Annotated in this window: 20 protein-coding genes; 3 read left to right on the top strand and 17 right to left on the bottom strand. The window is 49.9% G+C overall.

All coding sequences use genetic code 11. From position 1 onward, the window contains the following. Positions 1 to 115 precede the first annotated feature (115 nt). The gene (locus C5F71_RS22420) at positions 116 to 706 is read left to right on the top strand and encodes a TetR/AcrR family transcriptional regulator (protein ID WP_070995185.1); all 591 of its coding nucleotides are present in this window, start codon (positions 116 to 118) and stop codon (positions 704 to 706) included. Between the two features lie 17 nt (positions 707 to 723). Here C5F71_RS22420 and C5F71_RS22415 read toward each other — a convergent pair whose 3' ends face one another. Then, positions 724 to 1,059: a helix-hairpin-helix domain-containing protein gene (locus C5F71_RS22415; protein WP_104911967.1), complete on the bottom strand. Its 336-nt coding sequence runs from the start codon at positions 1,057 to 1,059 to the stop codon at positions 724 to 726. Positions 1,060 to 1,366: 307 nt separating this feature from the next. Between C5F71_RS22415 and C5F71_RS22410 the strand changes: the two genes are divergently transcribed. Then, positions 1,367 to 2,227, top strand: coding sequence for a 3-hydroxyacyl-CoA dehydrogenase family protein (locus C5F71_RS22410; RefSeq protein ID WP_104912652.1), 861 nt, complete (start codon positions 1,367 to 1,369; stop codon positions 2,225 to 2,227). A gap of 52 nt (positions 2,228 to 2,279) precedes the next feature. Next, positions 2,280 to 3,020, top strand: coding sequence for an acyltransferase (locus tag C5F71_RS22405; RefSeq protein ID WP_104911966.1), 741 nt, complete (start codon positions 2,280 to 2,282; stop codon positions 3,018 to 3,020). Between the two features lie 65 nt (positions 3,021 to 3,085). On the opposite strand, the gene C5F71_RS22400 is transcribed toward C5F71_RS22405, so the two are convergent. The 16 genes from C5F71_RS22400 to rpsA all read right to left on the bottom strand — a co-directional run bounded on the left by C5F71_RS22400 (position 3,086) and on the right by rpsA (position 20,247). Next, entirely contained in the window at positions 3,086 to 5,080 is a 1,995-nt protein-coding gene (locus C5F71_RS22400; protein WP_104911965.1) for a nucleoside-diphosphate sugar epimerase/dehydratase, read from the bottom strand. Positions 5,081 to 5,274: 194 nt separating this feature from the next. Beyond that, positions 5,275 to 6,285, bottom strand: coding sequence for a glycosyltransferase family 4 protein (locus C5F71_RS22395; RefSeq protein ID WP_104911964.1), 1,011 nt, complete (start codon positions 6,283 to 6,285; stop codon positions 5,275 to 5,277). Next, positions 6,285 to 7,250 carry an SDR family oxidoreductase gene (locus C5F71_RS22390; RefSeq protein ID WP_092235153.1) on the bottom strand — a complete coding sequence of 322 codons (966 nt, stop codon included), beginning with the start codon at positions 7,248 to 7,250 and terminating at the stop codon, positions 6,285 to 6,287. Before C5F71_RS22390 ends, C5F71_RS22395 begins: the two co-directional genes overlap by 1 nt. After that, positions 7,247 to 8,158, bottom strand: a complete 912-nt coding sequence (locus C5F71_RS22385; RefSeq protein ID WP_092235150.1) for a glycosyltransferase — start codon at positions 8,156 to 8,158, stop codon at positions 7,247 to 7,249. The genes C5F71_RS22390 and C5F71_RS22385 overlap by 4 nt, the downstream gene beginning before the upstream one ends. A 63-nt stretch (positions 8,159 to 8,221) precedes the next feature. Further along, a complete protein-coding gene (locus C5F71_RS22380) occupies positions 8,222 to 9,142 on the bottom strand; it encodes a glycosyltransferase family 2 protein (RefSeq protein WP_158682884.1) in 921 nt (306 codons plus the stop codon). A 35-nt stretch (positions 9,143 to 9,177) separates the two neighbouring features. Then, the gene (locus tag C5F71_RS22375; protein WP_139273563.1) at positions 9,178 to 10,170 is read right to left on the bottom strand and encodes an EpsG family protein; all 993 of its coding nucleotides are present in this window, start codon (positions 10,168 to 10,170) and stop codon (positions 9,178 to 9,180) included. Further along, positions 10,167 to 11,102: a glycosyltransferase family A protein gene (locus C5F71_RS22370; RefSeq protein ID WP_092235142.1), complete on the bottom strand. Its 936-nt coding sequence runs from the start codon at positions 11,100 to 11,102 to the stop codon at positions 10,167 to 10,169. Before C5F71_RS22370 ends, C5F71_RS22375 begins: the two co-directional genes overlap by 4 nt. A gap of 10 nt (positions 11,103 to 11,112) precedes the next feature. Continuing rightward, positions 11,113 to 12,390, bottom strand: coding sequence for an O-antigen translocase (locus tag C5F71_RS22365; protein ID WP_104911963.1), 1,278 nt, complete (start codon positions 12,388 to 12,390; stop codon positions 11,113 to 11,115). Beyond that, positions 12,390 to 13,511: a DegT/DnrJ/EryC1/StrS aminotransferase family protein gene (locus C5F71_RS22360; RefSeq protein WP_092237377.1), complete on the bottom strand. Its 1,122-nt coding sequence runs from the start codon at positions 13,509 to 13,511 to the stop codon at positions 12,390 to 12,392. The genes C5F71_RS22365 and C5F71_RS22360 overlap by 1 nt, the downstream gene beginning before the upstream one ends. A 96-nt stretch (positions 13,512 to 13,607) precedes the next feature. Continuing rightward, entirely contained in the window at positions 13,608 to 14,012 is a 405-nt protein-coding gene (locus C5F71_RS22355; RefSeq protein WP_092235136.1) for an FdtA/QdtA family cupin domain-containing protein, read from the bottom strand. Further along, positions 14,009 to 14,575 carry a dTDP-4-dehydrorhamnose 3,5-epimerase gene (rfbC, locus tag C5F71_RS22350; protein ID WP_092235133.1) on the bottom strand — a complete coding sequence of 189 codons (567 nt, stop codon included), beginning with the start codon at positions 14,573 to 14,575 and terminating at the stop codon, positions 14,009 to 14,011. Before rfbC ends, C5F71_RS22355 begins: the two co-directional genes overlap by 4 nt. After that, entirely contained in the window at positions 14,572 to 15,465 is an 894-nt protein-coding gene (gene rfbA / locus C5F71_RS22345; protein ID WP_092235130.1) for a glucose-1-phosphate thymidylyltransferase RfbA, read from the bottom strand. Before rfbA ends, rfbC begins: the two co-directional genes overlap by 4 nt. Positions 15,466 to 15,948: 483 nt before the next feature. After that, the gene (locus tag C5F71_RS22340; RefSeq protein ID WP_104911962.1) at positions 15,949 to 17,298 is read right to left on the bottom strand and encodes a Wzz/FepE/Etk N-terminal domain-containing protein; all 1,350 of its coding nucleotides are present in this window, start codon (positions 17,296 to 17,298) and stop codon (positions 15,949 to 15,951) included. Between the two features lie 371 nt (positions 17,299 to 17,669). After that, positions 17,670 to 17,903 carry a lipopolysaccharide assembly protein LapA domain-containing protein gene (locus C5F71_RS22335; RefSeq protein ID WP_092235125.1) on the bottom strand — a complete coding sequence of 78 codons (234 nt, stop codon included), beginning with the start codon at positions 17,901 to 17,903 and terminating at the stop codon, positions 17,670 to 17,672. Positions 17,904 to 17,927: 24 nt separating this feature from the next. Continuing rightward, complete coding sequence (ihfB, locus tag C5F71_RS22330) at positions 17,928 to 18,224, bottom strand: integration host factor subunit beta (protein WP_017848846.1); 297 nt, start codon at positions 18,222 to 18,224, stop codon at positions 17,928 to 17,930. Between the two features lie 328 nt (positions 18,225 to 18,552). Continuing rightward, complete coding sequence (gene rpsA / locus C5F71_RS22325; RefSeq protein ID WP_029298694.1) at positions 18,553 to 20,247, bottom strand: 30S ribosomal protein S1; 1,695 nt, start codon at positions 20,245 to 20,247, stop codon at positions 18,553 to 18,555. Positions 20,248 to 20,262: the final 15 nt, after the last annotated feature.

The following is a 20,262-nucleotide window of genomic DNA, read 5'->3' as shown; positions in this document are numbered from 1 at the left end:
CCCTTACCGGCAGCACGCCAGGCGAATCGATTGAGATTAGTGCAAATTTGTAATCGGGCCGAGAAACAGCGCCAAACCTTGGTTAATATGGCGCGATGTTACAGAGGGCCCTCTCATGCGCTACTCGCAAAATCACAAAGCTCAAACCCATCAGCGCATCATTAAAGAAGCGTCGGTGCGCTTTCGCCGCGACGGCATCGGCGCCACCGGCCTGCAGCCCCTGATGAAAGCCCTGAACCTGACCCATGGCGGGTTCTACGCCCACTTCAAATCCAAAGACGAACTGGTGGAAAAAGCCCTGCAAGCGGCCTCCGCCGAGCTGGACACCCATTGTGCGGCGATCTTCAGCCAGGAGCGACCGCTGGAAGCCTTCATCGACAGTTACTTGTCCGAGTGGCACCACACCTCCCCCGACCAAGGCTGCCCGCTGCCCACCATGTCCTCGGAACTGGGGCAGCGCGGGCAACAGAGCCCCACCACCGATACAGTCCTCGACGCCCGACTCAAGCAAATCGAAACCGCATTGGGCAGCCCCAGTGCAGACGAACAAAGCCTGGTGATCATGTCGACACTGGTAGGCGCATTGGTACTGGCGCGCAGCGTCGAAAACCCGCAACTGGCGACACGCATACTCGACGTCGTGCGGCAAAACCTGAAAACCGGGATCAATACAGCCCCTGCTGACGCAAAAAAGGCCGGTCAATGACCGGCCTCCTGCTTTGATTACTTAACCTCCAGCCTGTCGCGATTCTTCTCCAGCAGCGACTTGCCAATCCCCTTCACCTCCAGCAACTCATCCACCGCCGTGAACGATCCATTGGACTCGCGATAAGCGATGATCGCCTTGGCCTTGGCGGCGCCAATACCGAACAGATCGCGGCGCAGGGTTTCAGCGTCTGCTGCGTTGAGGTTGATTTTTGGGGTTGGCTGTTCACTTTTGTCTACCTGGGCCACTACCGGCATTGGCGCTTCGGGCTTGGCCGATGGGGCGGCGAAGGCCGCGACTGACAGGCTGGTGAGGACGGCAAAAACCAGGGAGGATAAAACGGATTTACGCATTAGAGACGCTCCATGACATCAGTGGGAAAAGCAGCTTTCCGAAGCTGCTTTTCAAACTTAGGTGATGTGGGGGGATAGTCAAAAATGGGTGAGTTACAATATATGCCAGCCTAAAATATGCGCCTCCCGCCTCAGCCGCCCACCAGGCAAAGGGCTGAACGGGCAAGGCACAATCAACACCTGCCAAAAAAATATCAACGCTTATCTAAACGCCCTGTGTCGGAGCACGCACTGATTGCTTCATCTTGCCAGGTGAATTGGATATCATGGAATTTTTCGAAAAGAAGCGAGCCGGGACGAAATGCGAATGTCGACAGACCTGTACTCTGTAGCGGTAATTGGAACAGGCACTATGGGTAAAGGAATAGTACAGATCCTCGCGCAGTCGAATCAAATCTCGACCGTATTCTGGAAAGGGCGCAACCTAGCTTCTGTCAATGACTCTCTAGTTGAGTTGGAAAACCAATGGAATCGTCAAGTTAAAAAAGGGCGACTCGAAGAATCACTCGCCCACCAATACCGCGAAAAAATAGTTACTGTTGAACATTACACTTCCCTGTCTGACTCGAAGCTGATCATTGAAGCTATTGCAGAGAACATGGATGCCAAACAAGCAATATTCAAAGAACTTTCGACCATCTCGTCACCCGACATGGTTCTGGCTTCAAACACCTCATCGCTCTCCATCACTGGTCTTGCTGCGCTGTGCACCTACCCTCAAAACGTAGTAGGCCTGCATTTTTTCAATCCGGCGCCGGTCATGAAACTGACTGAAGTTATCGCGGGATTGGCCACTTCAAGCGCCACGCTGGATTGGGCGGTCAATTTCTCCAAGGGTTTGGGCAAAGAGCCTGTAATTGTTAACGAAGCTCCAGGGTTCATCGTCAATCGAATGTTGATTCCTATGATCAACGAGGCCATTGGTATTCTCGCAGAGGGCGTCGCCACAGCCGAAGAAATTGATAAGGCGATGCGCTACGGCGCCAACCATCCAATAGGCCCGTTGGCACTTGCAGATCTGATCGGCAATGATGTGAATCTCTCGATTATGGAAACATTGCATAATGAAACAGGCGATCCAAAATATCGCGCCCATGCCCTGCTGAGAAAAATGGTTAGAGCTAATCATCTCGGTAGAAAAACAGGACAGGGCTTTTACAAATACTAATTCGCAAACAAGGTACTTGTTTAGTTTCAAGTACGTTGTCAGGAGGATTTCAATGATACATGCAACTGCAATCATAGATGACGGTGCAAAGCTCGGGAACAATGTCAGCATTGGCCCTTACAGTATTATTCATAAAAATGTCGTTATCGGTGATAACACCGAGATCGGTGCATATTGCGAAATAGGCTTGCCGACAAAGCTTGCAAATGGACGCCCACTGATCATTGGTAAAAGCGCAGTCATCCGGTCGCACAGCGTATTCTATGAAGGTTCGACCTTTGGTGAAAAACTAGTTACAGGCCATCGAGTTACAATAAGAGAGCTGACAACAGCCGGGGACGGTTTCCAGATTGGCACATTGGGCGATATCCAAGGCCACTGCGAGATTGGCGACTATGTCAAATGCCACAGTAATGTTCACATTGGGCAGCACTCGACGGTGGGCAACTACGTCTGGATCTTCCCCTACGTGGTACTGACCAACGACCCTCATCCGCCGAGTGAAGTGATGGCCGGTGTAACGATCGAAGACTTCGCGGTCATCGCCACCATGTCGGTCATATTGCCCGGCGTTACCGTCAAAAAAGGTGCCCTGGTAGGTGCCCACAGCTCCGTGAACAAAGACGTCAATCCAGATGCAGTGGTTGCCGGCTCGCCCGCAAAGTTTATTTGTGGCACGGAGAAGATCAAATTGAAGGATGGTTCGGGGAACCACGCCTATCCATGGCGTCGACATTTCCACCGCGGCTATCCAGAGAAAGCCGTTGCTGAATGGATCAAGGAGTTTTCGTAAACCCTGTTGACGCTGGCTCATCAATAAACCTTTTCATAGGCTTCACTGATGAGCCAGGCCGCGCCTCAAGGCTCCAGGCGACGCTGCTGGTAGATCCAGTCCACGATCTCGCCATCCGGCGCATACCCACTGACCGTATCGCGTAGCAGTTGACGGACCCTGCTGTAGTCGTCTGCATCAACCGCCGCCAGCAGCTCTGCCAGCTTCCCTTTGAGTATCTCCCAATCCAGATGATCCTCGTTGGCACTCATGATCATCGGATGCTGGGTGGCCACGACGTTGTCGCCAATCAGCAACTCCTCGTAAAGCTTTTCACCGGGACGTAGCCCTGTAAACTCAATGGCGATATCACCATGGGGGTTCTTATCCGAGCGAACACTCAGGCCGGACAGGTGAATCATCTTCTCTGCCAGCTCGACGATTCTCACCGGCTCGCCCATATCAAGCACGAATACATCCCCCCCCTGCCCCATTGAGCCTGCCTGGATCACTAACTGGGCCGCTTCAGGAATGGTCATGAAGTAACGCGTAATCTTCGGATGAGTGACCGTTAGCGGCCCACCTGACTTGATCTGCTTGTGAAATAACGGAATAACCGAGCCAGACGAACCTAGTACATTGCCAAAACGAACCATGGTGAAGCGAGTCTTGTTGACCCGGGAAATGTTGGACTTGTCGCCAAACAATACCGGTGCCAACTCACGGCTCAAGGCCTGCAACGTCAACTCGGCCAAACGCTTGGTACTGCCCATGACATTGGTTGGGCGCACGGCCTTGTCCGTGGAGATCAGAACAAAGTTGGAGACCCCCGCCTGAAGCGCCGCCTGGGCGGTATTCAATGTACCGATGACATTGTTCAGGACGCCTTCGGCGATGTTGTGCTCAACCATCGGCACATGTTTGTAAGCTGCCGCGTGGTAGACCGTATCAACATGCCAGGTCTTCATCACGTCGAACAATTTTACCTGGTTTCGTACCGAGCCCAGGATGGGTAGCAAACGGACAGGCAGCGACTCACGGGTGATACGCTGCTCCAGCTCCGACAAAATACTGTAAAGATTAAACTCACTGTGCTCGAACAACAGCAAGGTAGTAGGACGCAACGCCAGGATCTGCCGGCAAAGCTCTGAACCAATAGAACCACCTGCCCCCGTCACCAGGACGCTCTGCCCCTTGATGCAATGCTCCAGCAGGTCACCCTGGGCAGGCACTGCATCACGCCCCAGCAAGTCGGCAATGTCTACTTCCTGAATGTCATCGACCTTCACCCGGCCACTGGCAAGATCCATAAAGCCCGGCACGCTACGCACGTGCAACGGAAACCCTTCCAGCAGGCCAAGAATCTCGCGACGTCGAGCACGATTGGACGACGGAATGGCCAACAGGATTTCCTGGGCCCCAGTGGCATCGATCATCTGTTGAATATGCTTGGGTTTAAACACCTGAAGGCCGGAGATGACGCGATCAGAGATGCTGCTGTCGTCATCGATAAACGCCACCGGGCGCATGACTCGCCCCATACGAAGCGCCGCAACCAGTTGATTGCCGGCAGCACCTGCACCGTAGATCGCAACCTTGGTCAGGCCATCATCGCGACTGGTAAACGGTACATGCTGGGCAGCTGCAAACCAATCCCCCAGAAAGTACTGGCGCATGGCTAGGCGTAATCCACCAATCATGATCAGACTGAGCCACCAGTAGTTGAACACGATAGAACGTGGCACCACATTTTCGTGGTTGCTGTACCAATAGACGACAACCCCCAGAATCAACGCCGACAGGCTGACAGCCTTGATAATCGCGATGAGTGCATCGTTGCCGAAGTAGCGCATCACGGCGCGATACATGCCAAAACGGATAAACAGCGGGATGGAAACAATTGGCGCACTGATGAACAGCCAAGAATGCAGTACGACGGGGTTGACCAACTCATCGATCCCTAGACGAACAACAAACGCCATCCAGAGGGCGAGCCAGACCAGAATGATGTCGGCAATGACCTGGAGAATGCGCTTTTGCCTGCGAGGGAGGTTCAGCAGGAATGTTCGTAATTTATCCATGTTTTTCTGACGACCTTACTACTCACAATTAAATTAAAACTCTCAACGAGCAGCTACCGCCCGTCGCTTCTGCGAACGTCATGCCGCACGGATTGAAACTAAAGCTTTTGGTTTCATTCACGAAGCTACCTGATCATACAGGTTATGCCGGAATGAGAAGAAAAAAGCGGTCAATACCGTCCTTGCCAGAGCATCTACTCACGCATACCCGCATTATATTTTACGGCCAATAACAGCAATGGCACATAAGCGATTACTAAGCCCAGAGAGCCATCCAGTCCCAGTAACGTAACGCAGAGAGCCAGAGGGAAAAGCCAGACAACGTTGATGACACCAATAGACACCGTTACCGGGAGGTGCTTTCCAAATTGGCGTGAGGCAAATTGATATGCATGGCTACGATGAGCCTCATAGACCTTGTCTCCCCGGGCCAGTCGCCTAGCCAAGGTAAAGGTAGCGTCTACAACAAATACTCCCAACATGATTAACCAAGCGAAAAAAAACTCACTGCCAATCCAGGCTGCCTGTATAGAAAGTCCGCCCAGAACAATGCCGAGAAATCCGCTCCCTGCATCCCCCATGAAAATTCGAGCAGGTGGGAAGTTCCAATATAAGAATCCTGCAACGGCCATGGCTAATAAAAGAGGAGACCATATCAACGTTTCATAGCCACTAAAAAAATAAATCAGCGACAAACCGACGCACGCACAAATAGCCTCTAGACTGGCGATGCCATCTATTCCGTCCATGAAATTATAAAGATTCAGCATCCAAACCAAGTAAAATGCGCCAATTAAATGGCCAAACCATCCAAGGTTCAAAGAAAAGCCAAAAACTGTAATTGGGGGCAACCCTTGCATCCAGAAAAGTGCCCAGCCGGCAGCGACAAAATGACCCAACAGCCTCCAACGCGCAGCTATATGACCGTGATCGTCCATAAAACCAATCACTGCGATCAGTAGACCCGCCCCTAAGAGCGCGACACTTTCAGCAATGGACACCCATTGCAGGAGTGCCAACACGAATAGCGAAAATGCATACGTGAGTACAATTGCTACCCCGCCTCCTCTGGGCGTTGGTACCGTATGAGAGCTACGAGCATTAGGAATATCAATGATGCTACGACGCAGTGCATATCGGCGCAGTACGGCTGTCAGTAACAGGGACACAAGCGCGACAAGGGGAAAGATGTACCAATACGTCATTAAATTTGCTCACTAAGGTAATGTTGCGCAGTTGCATTGAGCCCTTCTTGAAGGGTAACGACTGACGCCCAGCCCAATAGTTGCCGGCTTTTTGTAATATCCACTTGCAGCGAACCACACAGTCGCTGGGATAGCGCCTTGCGACCCAGCAAAGTGGCCCCTAACACCAACAACCACTCAGGAACCGGGATGAGTCTGGCAGGTGACCCCAAGGCCTCGCCTAATCGAATTAACAATTGAGTGGTGGATACATCCTCACCATCACTGATCAAAAACGTCTGGTTAGCAGCGGCTGGATGAGATACGCAGGTCAGAATAAAACTGACCAAGTTATCTAATGCCACAAGACTTCGCTGGTTGCTAATAGCACCAAAGGGCAACGGAACGCCCTTTTTCAACCACCTCATCATATTCGCAAAATTAGCCTTCACACCCGGCCCATAAACCAGCACGGGGCGGACAATGACTACCTCAAGACCTGTTTGCGCTGCAAGTTCTCTGAGCGCATCTTCGGCCTCCATTTTTGAGATACCATAAGGATCAACAGGCAAAGGATTATCGGTTTCACTGTATGGCCTGCCGAAAGCCGTCTGCTCACCGTTGACCTTGACCGAACTGACGAAAATAAAACGTTTCGCCCCAGCTGCAACAGCGCTACGGGCTAATTGTAGCGTGTGGCCCACATTCACTCTGCGAAACGCTTCGAGAGGATCAGACTCTGTATCATTCATGACGTGCACGCGTGATGCCAGGTGTACAACAACGTCAAGACCCCGCATAGCCGGGTGCTCCGCTGTCACAGTGGAAAAGTCAGAGAGCTGCACGTAATCAACATCAGTCGCCAAAACATCGGGCATAGTGCGGACAAGAGCACGTGTGTTGTAATTTGAATGGCCCTGTAACTGTCGAATCAGTTGGCGCCCGACGAAACCACTACTGCCAGTAATCAATAGCTGGGTTTTCATTTTTTTTGCCTCAACAACGCCAACATCAGACACAGCCCACCGAAAACAAATTTATCTCGTAGCCGTCTACGGCACTTACAGGCACTGCCTGCTAGACAGAGCAGCTCCCATCGCCCCAGTCCGATCCAGCGCCGAACAAAAGGGTCATTTTCCATGCCGACCATGCGGGAAATCAGCGCAGCCTGATTTAGCCACCAGCCATCAAAAACCTGAGATAACCGTTTTTTAAATGCTTTAGCACCGCTATTCACACCAACCTGGTTACCCCCGTGCTGGCGATAGCGCATATACGGCTGGGCATCAATCACCCATTTAAAGCCGTGTGAACGACTGTAGGCGTAACAATACCAATCATGTAGGGTGACATTCTGCACCTGCGCCAAGCGACTATTGATATCTCGCTGAAGCTCGGCAAACAACGCTTGGGTAAAGATATACGTGCACCCAGGACCTGCCGCTTCAAACAAATGATCAAATGCCACCTGTGGCTGAGCCTTCACGATGATCGACTCACGGCCATCAGGCCAAAATGCAGTGACATTACCTGAGTAGCCGTCAGACTTTTGCTCAAGCATAAACCTGGTCGCACTGATCAGCTTGTTTGGAAGCCAGATATCATCCTGATCGGCAAATGAGAAGTAATCAAAGTCGTCGACCGGCGCTTCGCTTATCAAACGAAAGAAATTTCGAGCCGCACCTCCAAATTTCTCTCCGTGGGCCAGCGTTTTTACCCTTGAGTCACGCTGGCACAACTGATCGACCCAATTCTCAGTGCCATCATCAGAGCGGTCTACGCTGATCAGCAATGAAACAGAGACCTCCTCTTGGTTCAGGATCGTATTGACCTGTTCAGAAATCCAACGCATACCATTGTAAGCCGCGAGCAAAACCAAAATACGTGGTTGCATAACTTTCTACCTTTAATACTTAACCCACGTATTGGAACGAGGGAACTCAATCACAGCTAAATATTAACGCAGTGGGCCAAGTTTTTTTTGCCAGCCATGGAGCGCGCCGCGCAACATCATCTTCAGAGACTGGATTTTGTTTTTGTCGATCAATAGGTTGGCGAAGAAACGCAGGACCAAAGCCAACAACAGGCGTTTTTTCCAACACGTTGGCATATGGTTCATCCGACACACCGCAACTGTGGCACGGAAGAAGAAATATCGGCGCACCGGGGAATATCGAAGAAAACTCAACCCAAAAAGCTTGACAGGTGGCGCATCGGATAAAGCATGCCCCATCTCAACATTCAAACACCCGTAAAGTGCATACCCTTGATCTCTAACCCGAAAACACCACTCAGAATCGGTAAAGTCGACAAACAAACCTTCGTCGTATCGATGTCCTTCAATCCAGGCCTGTGTACTGATGTACATGCCAGAAGTAATCAAAATATCAACATTTACCAAACCATTCTCATCATCAGAATGAAACACGGGTTTAATAACGCCATTGACAGACTGATAAAACGGAAAATTAACTTTCTTCCCGTCCCGACGGTCAAAAAAAGCCGGGCTGACGGCAATACAACGTGGATCTTTTAATTTTGCTTGAGCCATTGCCGTGCCTAGCTTCGCGATTAACTGAGGTTCGGCATGACTGTCTTGATCAAAGGTAACTACGTAGTCCACACCGGCATTAACAGCCAATTCGAAACCTTTATTCAAGGCCGCCCCGAGCCCCTTATTGCCCTCCATATCCACATAAACGAGGGACTGTCGCTCGACAGGAGCGGCCATCAGTACGTTTGATGAGGCTCCATTATCAAGAAAAATCAACACATCCACCTGCGAACCAAGCGAAATCAAAAGCCTGTCCAGGACGTCTATTTCCGGCATATAGCCGACCACTACCGCAGCAACTTTAGCCACTTCCACCTCTAACATAAACTCACTTACCGCTAAAATAGGAGGTCGGCTCCTCAGCCAGCCCATGAAATTGCGTCCAGGTTAATTAGAGGGTTCTCCCCTAAATAACTGATATTCGTAAAAACGTAACCCAACGCAAAGATGGTCAAAAGCTTATAGAGCCAACTGAACCGCAGATGTGCGAGGGATAAAGCTAACAACGCAAAAAAAAGTGAAATATCCGCAACCCTGATGGCCGCAGCCGGCATCTTGCCCATTGCCAGATAAAACGACAACAAAGCCATCGAATAATAAGCAAGACTCTTCGGCAGTGGCTGGCGACAAAACTGGATATAGATAAATGTAAATACTATAAACAAGTTCTTCAAAGAGAACGGCTTAAAATCCTCTTTGTACACATCGGCAGCATAGCGCTGATAGTAAGGCGCATACTCAAGCCCTAGAAAAATCACTAAAGCCACTCCTATGACAATAGGGTATTTCAATGAACCAAAAAAACGCTGAACTAGCCAAAAGGCGACGATCAAAAAACTAACGTTATGCAAAAGCACAGCAAGTAAAAAATAAAAAACCGAATTAATTTTACGATCTTCAAGAATAGCCAAGGCAACAACTGCTATTGCCGCCGCATTACGAATTTGCGTCAATTCCCAGACCGGGAAAAACACAAGAAAATAGACAACACCAAAAAATAGCCCTTCACGAACACTGCGATAACTTTCTAACCGCTGAAAAAACTTAAACTTTGCATACAACGCAATAAAAGCATATGTATACAACACCCCCAAAAAACCAATCCCTATCTGCTCAAAAAAAATCGTAATCAGCTTATAACCAACTTCAACCGCTGGAGGATAACCAGCAAGAATATTATCGTAGTACTCCAAGTAGGTCTGATAATCGTAATCCAACCCCATGGGACGCAAGGCAATCAATAATGAGGCTATTGCAACAAAAACAAATGCGACAATGGCACCCGGAGTTGTCACCCTCCACCGCCCATCAAAATACATTCGACGAACAGGCTCATTGATTGATGGCTTCAACCGAATACTCTCCGCACCAACTTACTTAACATTCGCCCTGTATAACTGAAAACATAGGAGGCAAGATAATATACAAAGTATGACTTAGCACCCATTGATACATTCTTAAAAAGGCTTAGACCATCATTGAAACGACCTAATCGAACAGCGCCTAAAAAATGCATCGCCAGTACTTTCCCCAGCGCTTTTGAATAAATCTCAGCAGGTGCCAAAAAATCCAGCATTTGCTTGATTATAAAAAATTGTCGAGACACATTTTTGTAAGCATTGGCACCATGTTGCCTATACTTCACCACTTTTTGTGCCGGCACATACAAAAAGTCATGATTTAGCAATGGAAATTTAGTAAACATTTTGATGAACATTGAATAGTCATCTAGAACAATTCGCGGATCCCACCCCCCCACCTCTTTCAAGCCAGCACACCTAAACACCGTCGACTGCAGAAGAATGGGCTGCGGGTAGTTCAAATACAGTGCACTCGCTCGCGAAGAAGCACTCATAGAAAAAAACTGTTCGTGCAACTCACCATAAACAGGGATATTTACATCTGGGTCATCGCTAGCAAAGCTTACCCCGCCACCGATGCAGAACATCGCATCAGGATGGTCTTCCAATTGCTGAATACAGGCTGTAATTCCCTCGTAACAAAGAATATCGTCCGATGCGACAAAATAAATAAATTCAGTTTTTGCTCTTTCAAGCCCAAGAGCCAAAGATGAAACAACACCGCCATTTTCCTTGACCACAAAAGTAACATTTCCTGGATTTTTCTCTTGAAGAAACTGTTCTATTTTCAATCTGGTTGCATCAGTGGATCCATCATCAACAATTATAATTTCCGTTCCCGGCAGATCAACCGAACATGCAGCCTCAAGCCCCTCAATGACATAGTGTTCGTGGTTGTAAGCAGGAATAACAATCGTCAGCATCTAGTACACCTTATTCAACTGCAGAGGATGAAGAGCTGCGCATCATTCTAAAATACCCTGCCACGCACGCGATCATGACGAACCAATAAAGTGCATAATTCAGCGCATAGGCCATCACCACGCCCTCCAAGCCAACTTGACGAACAAAAAACCACGCAAATAGCACATAGGACGCAGAAAAAACAATTTCCGTAACGATGTAGGTCTTGTACATCGCCTTGCCCAAGAGTAAATAAGCAAGAATCCAGCTACCGATTTTCAGCGTATCTCCCACCATTTGCCAAGCAAACAGTTCACGGACTGGAGAAAAGTCTGTGGTGAACAATAAAAATATTATCAGGTCGCGAGCAACGTACATCGCGACACCAGCTAAAACAGCAACAGGCAGAATAATCTTGTAGCCTTGCTTAATTTCGAAAATCAATTCTTTAGCCGTACGGAGTTCAGACAGTCGTGGTAAATAGTAAACAGCCAGCGTTGTGGTCACCAACAGAAGATAGGCCGCACTGAGCCTTAGCATTGCCTCCCAATAACCTGCAGCATCCCACCCAAGCATTGAAACAATATCATTTCGAATAAGTATCGTACTAATGGGCATACAGATAGCAGAGGTCAATGCCATGGCAGTGAATTTCGCCAACCGCAATGCAACCGCACGGTCTACAGCACCAAAGAATAATCCAACTTTAAACCATACTGTTTTCCTGCAGAGGACAACGGTAACCAGGAAACTTAAGGATTGATATACCGCAAGAGCAACCAACGCGCCATAAAGCCCAAAGTAGATCGCCATTATCGAGGTAACTATCAATGAAAAGAGGCTTCCTCCTATATTTGCAAATACATAAAGAACAATTTCCTTCCGTCCATTCAATACTGCGAGCAGTAAAGTATTAAAACTAAAAAATATTAATGTAGCGGCAAAACAAAGAAACACGCCAAAGAACTCAGCATCCCCAAGAACCCACAACGCCAACTCTTTACTAAGCAATGCTATCAACAGCGAAGCAATTGTTGCACCTACCAGTACAATAGTACCGGAGGTCCTCCATAAAGCATGTAGTCGGTACTCGTCCCCGGAATACTCTGCTGTATATTTAGTCACACCATTATTGATGGCACCGCTGGCAAACGTGGTCAGCATCTGTACGACGTTCTGAAACTGACCGATTGCTGCATAACCACCAGGTCCGACGTATACAGCCAGTAACTTATTCAGCCCCAGCAACGTCAACATTTTTATGGCAACGGCGATGCCATTCAAAAGGCTGGTTTTAACAAGATTCATCAGTTTCTACCGAAACTGTTACACGCCGAGACAATAACCTGCGCCTCCGCCATCGACAGCGTAGGGCCAATCGGCAAACTTAATATACGTTGATGTATACGTTCCGCGACAGGATAGGAATGACCAGCAAGCTCTGAATATGCTTGTTGCTGATGAGGCGGAATTGGATAGTGGATCAATGTTTGTATGCCATGCTCCGCAAGATGTTTTTGAAGCTCATCTCGCTGATCGCACAAGACCGTATAAACATGCCACACATGACTGGAGTTGCTTGACGCATCAAACTCTGACGCGACAGGCAAAGAAATAAGAGGATTCGTGATTGTCGCAGAATACAACTGTGCAATTTCACGACGATAAGCGGTTTGTGCATCCAGATACTTAAGTTTGACCGAGAGGCAAGCCGCTTGAACTTCATCAAGCCGACTATTTACACCGCGATAAGTATTCTTGTACTTCTCATACGATCCATAATTACCCAACGCCCGGATCGTAACGGCCAACTTATCATCATTGGTTGTAACGGCACCCGCGTCACCTAAAGCGCCGAGATTTTTTCCTGGATAAAAGCTGAATCCCGATGCATCCCCCCAGCTGCCAGCCTTTTTCCCATCAATATGGGCACCGTGAGCCTGTGCTGAATCCTCCAGCACCAATAGGCCATGTCGCTTGGCAACGGCCATAATCTTGGGCATATCAGCCATTCGACCATAAAGGTGAACAGGAAGAATAGCTTTGGTCTTCTTCGTGATGGCAGACTCGACTGCCATCGGACAGAGATTCCGTGTGTCGGGATCCGGCTCGACCAGCACAGGAACCAGTCCATTTTCAGAAATAGCCAGGACACTGGCGATATAGGTATTGGATGGAACAATGATTTCGTCCCCTTCACTCATGTAGCCAAGCTCTTTCCACGCTCTGATAACCAATACCAAAGCATCGAGACCGTTAGCCACACCGATGCAATGTCGAGTGCCGCAATAGGCTGCAAATTCGCGTTCGAATATCTGAAGTTCAGTTCCGCCGATATACCAACCAGAGTCAACAACACGAGTGCAAGCAGCGACCAACTCATCACGGCAAAGGCTGTTTATATCTTTTAACTCTAAAAACTTTATCATTTTTGCAATTACCTGATCATTTCGGCCAAACAACAGACTAAAAACCAACCCACTCATTAGCTCGTAATCTTCATGCGCTCTATTACACTCGAGAGTTTAGTTCGACTTGGCCAGCAACTTAAAGTCAGAATAACTACGAATGTAGTCTTGCTCATCGTAGAGTTCGCTCGCCAAGACAAGCAGGACACAATCAGGGCTGAAATGATGCATTTCACGCCAAATCATCTTCCTGATGAGAATCGCTTTAACAGGAGAGTCCAGCCAGACCTCCTCCTGATTGACCCCATCATCCAATTTCATGAGGCATCGACCAGATATGCAAACCGCAACCTGCATCAGCTCTTTGTGAGCATGAAAACCACGAGCAACGTCTTCCCGGGTTTGGGTAAGGTAATAAACGCGCTTGATTGCGAAAGGAATATTCTTGTTATTCTCCAGAGCGATCAGTTGCCCTCGCTCATCCCCCCTCGATTCAATATCTAAAATCTCGATCAAACTCATTGCTGCGCCTCCAGAAAGGCATCCAACCCTGGTGCGCTATCGTCTTTTTCACTGACGAGGTAGTCTCCAGCATTAGGCCAATCAATATTCAGCGCCGGATCACTCCAATGAAGCGCTCCCTCGGAATCCTTAGCATAGTAATCGGTGGTCTTGTACAGAAAATGAGTGTCGTCCTCTAGCGAGACAAAGCCATGTGCGAACCCTTCTGGGATCCAGAGCATATGGTTGTTGGTAGTATTCAGATGCACGCCGACCCATTTCAAATAGGTGCTGGACTCAGGCCGAATATCCACCGCCACATCAAATGCAGCACCCCGTACCACACGCACTAGCTTGCCCTGGGCATGCGGCGCACGCTGGAAGTGCAAGCCCCTCAGCACGCCCTTTGCTGAGCAGGAGTGATTATCCTGAACAAACGCTCGTGGGATCGGCAGCCCTAGCTCTTTAAGCGCTGTATGAAACCGCTCTTCGTTAAAGCTTTCCATAAACCAGCCGCGATCATCGACAAAAACCTTTGGTTCAATGATTACAACGTCAAGAATAGCAGTCTGAATCAGTTTCATGCCTTTGAAGCCTCTTCCAGAAGTTTCTGCAAGTACTGGCCATAGCCTGTCTTTTTCAGTTTTTCCGCCTGAACACCTAGCTGCTCCGAAGTGATCCAACCTTTATGGAACGCAATTTCCTCGAGGCAGGCGACTTTAAGCCCCTGGCGGTGCTCAATGGTATGGACGAAATGACTCGCCTCCAAGAGCGACTCGTGAGTACCAGTGTCCAGCCAGGCAAAACCACGGCCCAGCATCTCTACAGTTAATGACTTGTCGTCCAGATAGGCACGATTGACGTCCGTGATCTCAAGCTCGCCACGCGGCGATGGCTTGATGCTCTTAGCAATGTCCACCACTCGGTTATCGTAGAAGTACAAGCCTGTAACTGCGTAGTTAGACTTCGGTTTCGTTGGTTTTTCTTCGATGCTCAATGCCCGACCAGTGGCATCGAACTCAACCACACCAAAACGCTCAGGATCCGATACGTGATAGCCAAAGACTGTCGCACCGGATGTCTGGGACATGGCGGAGCGTAAGTTATCGGAAAAGTGCTGGCCGTAGAAAATATTGTCGCCAAGGATCAGGCAGCAAGGATCATCACCAATAAACTCTTCGCCAATCAGGAAGGCCTGGGCCAATCCGTCCGGACTGGGTTGCTCGGCATAGCTGAGCTGGATGCCGTACTGGCTGCCGTCTCCCAGGAGCTTTTTAAAGCAAGGCAGATCTTCAGGTGTCGAGATGATCAAGATTTCGCGCATGCCAGCGAGCATCAACACCGACAACGGATAAAAAATCATCGGTTTGTCGAAAATAGGCAACATTTGCTTGGATACACCCAGAGTCAGTGGGTGCAAACGCGTCCCGGAGCCGCCGGCGAGGATGATGCCTTTGCGTTTGATGTCCGTCATATCTTTAGAACTTCCTTAAATATCTGCATTACACCAATGCCAACACACGGGTTGGCGGGTGAAAAATAGCGCGTAGCTTCTCGGTATTGAGCCACAATTTCAATGCCTGTGGCCGGCAATCCGAAATCGCCAATATAAAAATCTCGTTTTTTCCGGACAGAGCTCTCCCCTGCGGAGGCCTCCTGCGCAACGTAGTCAACGCTCCACGCGGGAAAATAACCGCCCTGGCAAGGTTGATCGACTCGCGTGATTATGAGCCATCCGCCGCAGGACGCTGCCGTTTTTTACATGAAATAACCCGACGAGCAGGAGGACCGCCCCTACAAACGCCAGTCACACTGACCGACCCCAGGTATCACGCGAGCCCAAAAGCCGAAAAACACTTATCCAGTGCGCTATAGACAATAAGTTGCAAGCTAGTTTCCAAATGAAATGAAATACCGCACTGCCAGGAGAGCACAGCGCGGTTCTTGCAGGCATCTATTACGGCTTGTTCAAACCTGTATCGCTACCCACCATCGTCGGCGAATTGGGCAGCATGGATAATGCTGCCGATTGGGGCTGAGATTGACGGGTCTTGACAAGATGACGAATCACGGCAATGAATGCCCCGACAAATCCACCCAAGATCAGACCAAGCAGGATAATCAACGCCTTCTGAGGCTTGACCGGACGTAAAGGTTCAAGGGCTTGCTTATCGATAGTTACCAGCTTCAGCCGGCTCATATCAATGCTTAAGTTACGCAAGCGAGCCTCTTCAGCGCGCACCGGCTGAACACCGGCCAGAAACAGATCCTCGTTTTCACGACGATTCAGCACTTCAATCTCACGGTTCGACTGGAGCAATTGAAGCTCTTTGGCAATCTGCGCGATACGACCCTCAGTAAAGTCATCGGACTTACGCTGCATCAACACAGTACGTTCAGCCTCAAGCGCCTCGACGCCCATGAAGTACAGAGGGATTTGCTGATTGTTTATTTCGGTACGCATCACACTTGATGAGCCATTACGCTCTGACTCACCCAGAGCGGAAGGCGTGCTGGGCTTTCTGATCCCCAAGGACTTGGCGATTCCGATGGCTTCGTTCAACTGCGCCACTCGGTCGATGCGCCCAGTCTTCAACTGTGCTCGCAACGCCTTGAGTTCATCCTGCAACTGCGCACGTCGCAAGCTATCGGTTTCTCGCAGCGATGCAATCCGCGCCTCTTTATCAACCTCGTAATTAGAGCGGGCAGCATCAATCTTGCCCTTGAGCTCGTTCAATCGGTTTTTTACGATGACGTCCAGATCCGCTGCAATTTGCTCACGTTCCGTGGCAATCGCGTAATCAACGAAGCCATTGAGAATGGCGACGCCATCCACGCCTTTCGGATAACTCATCTCAAGCTTGATATAGGCACTGAGAGAGTTAGCCTTCTTCGGGTCGGGCAGAATGAGCTCAATAGAGTTGCGGTTAAACTCTTCGAAACTCTGCTCCAAGGTCCTGCCAGGCTGCTCGAATGCCTTGAACAATTTCTGGTTTGAGCGGAAAAAACCCAAGCGGGTATCGTAAGACTCCAATGATGCGCCCACTCTGACAAGAGCATCACCAGGAGGAAGCGTATAAATCTCAGAGCGATTCAAAGCATCCAGCTCGTTAATTGCGGCCGGGCGCAACACACTGCTGACTTCGTACTGAGGAGGCGTGAGGAACGCATAGATCGCAGCAATCAGCCCGGCGCTTGCGGTAGCAGCCAAGACTAATTTTTTCTGCTTCCAGATAACCTGAAAAAGTGCAACAAGATCAATCTCGTCGGACGAAGGAATCGGGGGTGCGCGGAAGCTACTACTCACAACAAAAACCTGCCTTCAAAGAGAAACTGCGGGCTCGTTATGCAGACAATCTTGTGGTTTTTGTATTTATAAGGGTCGGCCAAAAAGCCCAGCGTCGCTGCCAAGCCTTGGACACACAAAATGACTGGAATCGAGAACAGGTTGCATTTTGCCATCTCGTCATAACATTACAAGACTTGACATGTCCGTAGGGCAATTCCTACTCACTGAGGAAGTTGCAGGGAACATGATTCAGTTGAGCCCCAACATCACTATTTCCTAACGACAGAGAAGCGCTAATGCATCCTAGGGGGGGGGTGTAGAGCCAACGCCCAACAAAAGGCTTACACCTGCAATCGAAGCGACAAACGGTATGCGCCTTCCGACTAACCCTACAGTGTGGGGTTTGGGCGTTTCTTACGGCGAACCAGCAAACTCAGAAACGGCCCCACCAACATCCCCACAATCAACGCCAACGTCACAAACACCGAAACCGGCAGCTGTGGCGTAGACCACCCCAGGAACGCCAGGGCGACGTCTTGCTGGTTTTCCAGTACGAATGCCAGGATCGCCAAGGCGGCGATCAGCACAATCAGTACCAGGGCGACGCGCTTTACACCGCGCATAAACTTCTCCTATCCCAAAAAAACTCAGACGTTTTCTTCTTCGTCTTCGTTCACTCGATCCCGCAATTCCTTGCCCGGCTTGAAATGAGGCACGAATTTGCCGTCGAGGCTGACGGACTGGCCGGTTTTCGGGTTACGGCCCACGCGTGGAGCGCGGTAGTGCAGCGAGAAGCTGCCAAAGCCGCGGATCTCGATCCGATCACCAGTGGCCAGGCACTGGGACATTTGCTCAAGCATGGTCTTGATGGCCAACTCCACATCTTTGGATGAGAGCAGCCCTTGATGGGTGACAATTCGTTCGATCAACTCCGACTTCGTCATATTTTTCCCTTCTTTTTCAAGCAGCTAGGAAAAGCGCTCCGAAGGTTTTAGCATGACCAGATGAATTTGAACAGCCTGTGGCTTGACTTATCTTGCGCAAATTATGCTAACCCTTACCAGACCCAGGACCAGAGCAGGCCGGGCTCAGGATAGCGCTGGCGACCTTTCCCCAGAAAAGCCCATGGAGTGCCTGGATAACAAGATCGCACCCCGTAAGACGCCTCAAGGGCGATCACGCCTTGCCGGCCACGCACCTCACTCCAACCGCCAAATCCCAGACACAAAAAAGGGCGACCGAAGTCGCCCTTTTTCTATGGTCTGACAGAACTTAGTTCTGTTTTTCCATTTGTGCACGCAACAGGTCGCCCAGAGTGGTCGGACCCGAAGCAATGTCAGAGGTAGCTGGCTTGTCGCGCAGGCTCTGGATTGCTTCTTTCTCTTCGATCTCGTCTTTCGACTTGATGGAGAGTTGGATTACGCGGCTCTTGCGGTCAACGCTGATGATCTTGGCTTCTACTTCCTGGCCTTCTTTCAGAACGTTACGAGCGTCTTCAACGCGATCACGGCTGATTTCGGAGGCTTTCAGAGTCGCTTCGATATCGTCACCCAAAGTGATGATGGCGCCTTTAGCGTCAACTTCCTTCACGATGCCTTTAACGATTGCACCCTTGTCGTTCTCTTGAACGTACTCGGAGAACGGATCGCTTTCCAGTTGCTTGATACCCAGGGAGATGCGCTCGCGCTCTGGGTCAACCGACAGGATAACGGTGTCCAGCTCGTCGCCCTTCTTGAAACGACGAACAGCTTCTTCGCCAACTTCGTTCCAGGAGATGTCGGACAGGTGAACCAGGCCGTCGATGCCGCCGTCCAGACCAATGAAGATACCGAAATCGGTGATCGACTTGATGGTGCCGGAGATTTTATCGCCCTTGTTGAACTGACCAGAGAAATCTTCCCATGGGTTAGATTTGCACTGCTTGATGCCCAGGGAGATACGACGACGCTCTTCGTCGATGTCCAGAACCATAACTTCCACTTCGTCGCCGACTTGTACGACTTTCGAAGGGTGGATGTTCTTGTTGGTCCAGTCCATTTCGGAAACGTGTACCAGGCCTTCCACGCCTTCTTCCAGCTCTGCGAAGCAGCCGTAGTCGGTCAGGTTGGTAACACGCGCAGTTACGCGAGTGCTTTCTGGGTAACGGGCTTTGATAGCAACCCATGGATCTTCACCCAGTTGCTTCAGGCCCAGGGAAACACGGTTGCGCTCGCGATCGTATTTCAGAACCTTGACATCGATCTCGTCGCCAACGTTGACGATTTCGGAAGGATGCTTGATACGCTTCCAAGCCATGTCGGTAATGTGCAGCAGGCCATCGACGCCACCCAGATCGACGAATGCGCCGTAATCGGTGAGGTTCTTGACGATACCTTTGACTTGTTGGCCTTCCTGCAGGGATTCCAGCAGAGCTTCACGCTCGGCGGAGTTCTCTGCTTCCAGCACGCTGCGACGGGAAACGACAACGTTGTTGCGCTTCTGGTCGAGCTTGATGACCTTGAATTCGAGTTCTTTGCCTTCCAGGTGCGTGGTGTCGCGCACTGGACGAACGTCGACCAAAGAACCTGGCAGGAACGCACGGATGCCGTTAACGTCGACAGTGAAGCCGCCTTTAACCTTACCGTTGATAACGCCCTTGACCACTTCTTCAGCTGCGAAGGCTGCTTCGAGAACAATCCAGCATTCAGCGCGCTTGGCTTTTTCACGGGACAGCTTGGTTTCACCGAAACCGTCTTCAACCGAGTCCAGAGCAACGTGAACTTCGTCACCGACATTGATAGTCAGGTCACCAGCGTCGTTGTAGAACTGCTCAAGCGGGATGAGTGCTTCAGACTTCAGACCAGCGTGAACGGTTACCCAGCGAGCTTGGTAATCGATATCAACGATAACACCGGTGATGATGGAGCCAGCCTGAAGGTTCAGGGTTTTTAGGCTTTCTTCAAAGAGTTCCGCAAAGCTTTCGCTCATTTTAATTCCTGTTGA

Source organism: Pseudomonas sp. LG1D9 (assembly GCF_002949995.1).
GTDB classification, from domain to species: Bacteria; Pseudomonadota; Gammaproteobacteria; order Pseudomonadales; family Pseudomonadaceae; genus Aquipseudomonas; species Aquipseudomonas proteolytica.
Note: the sequence above shows the minus strand (reverse complement) of the source record. Positions and strands in the feature narration are given on the sequence as shown.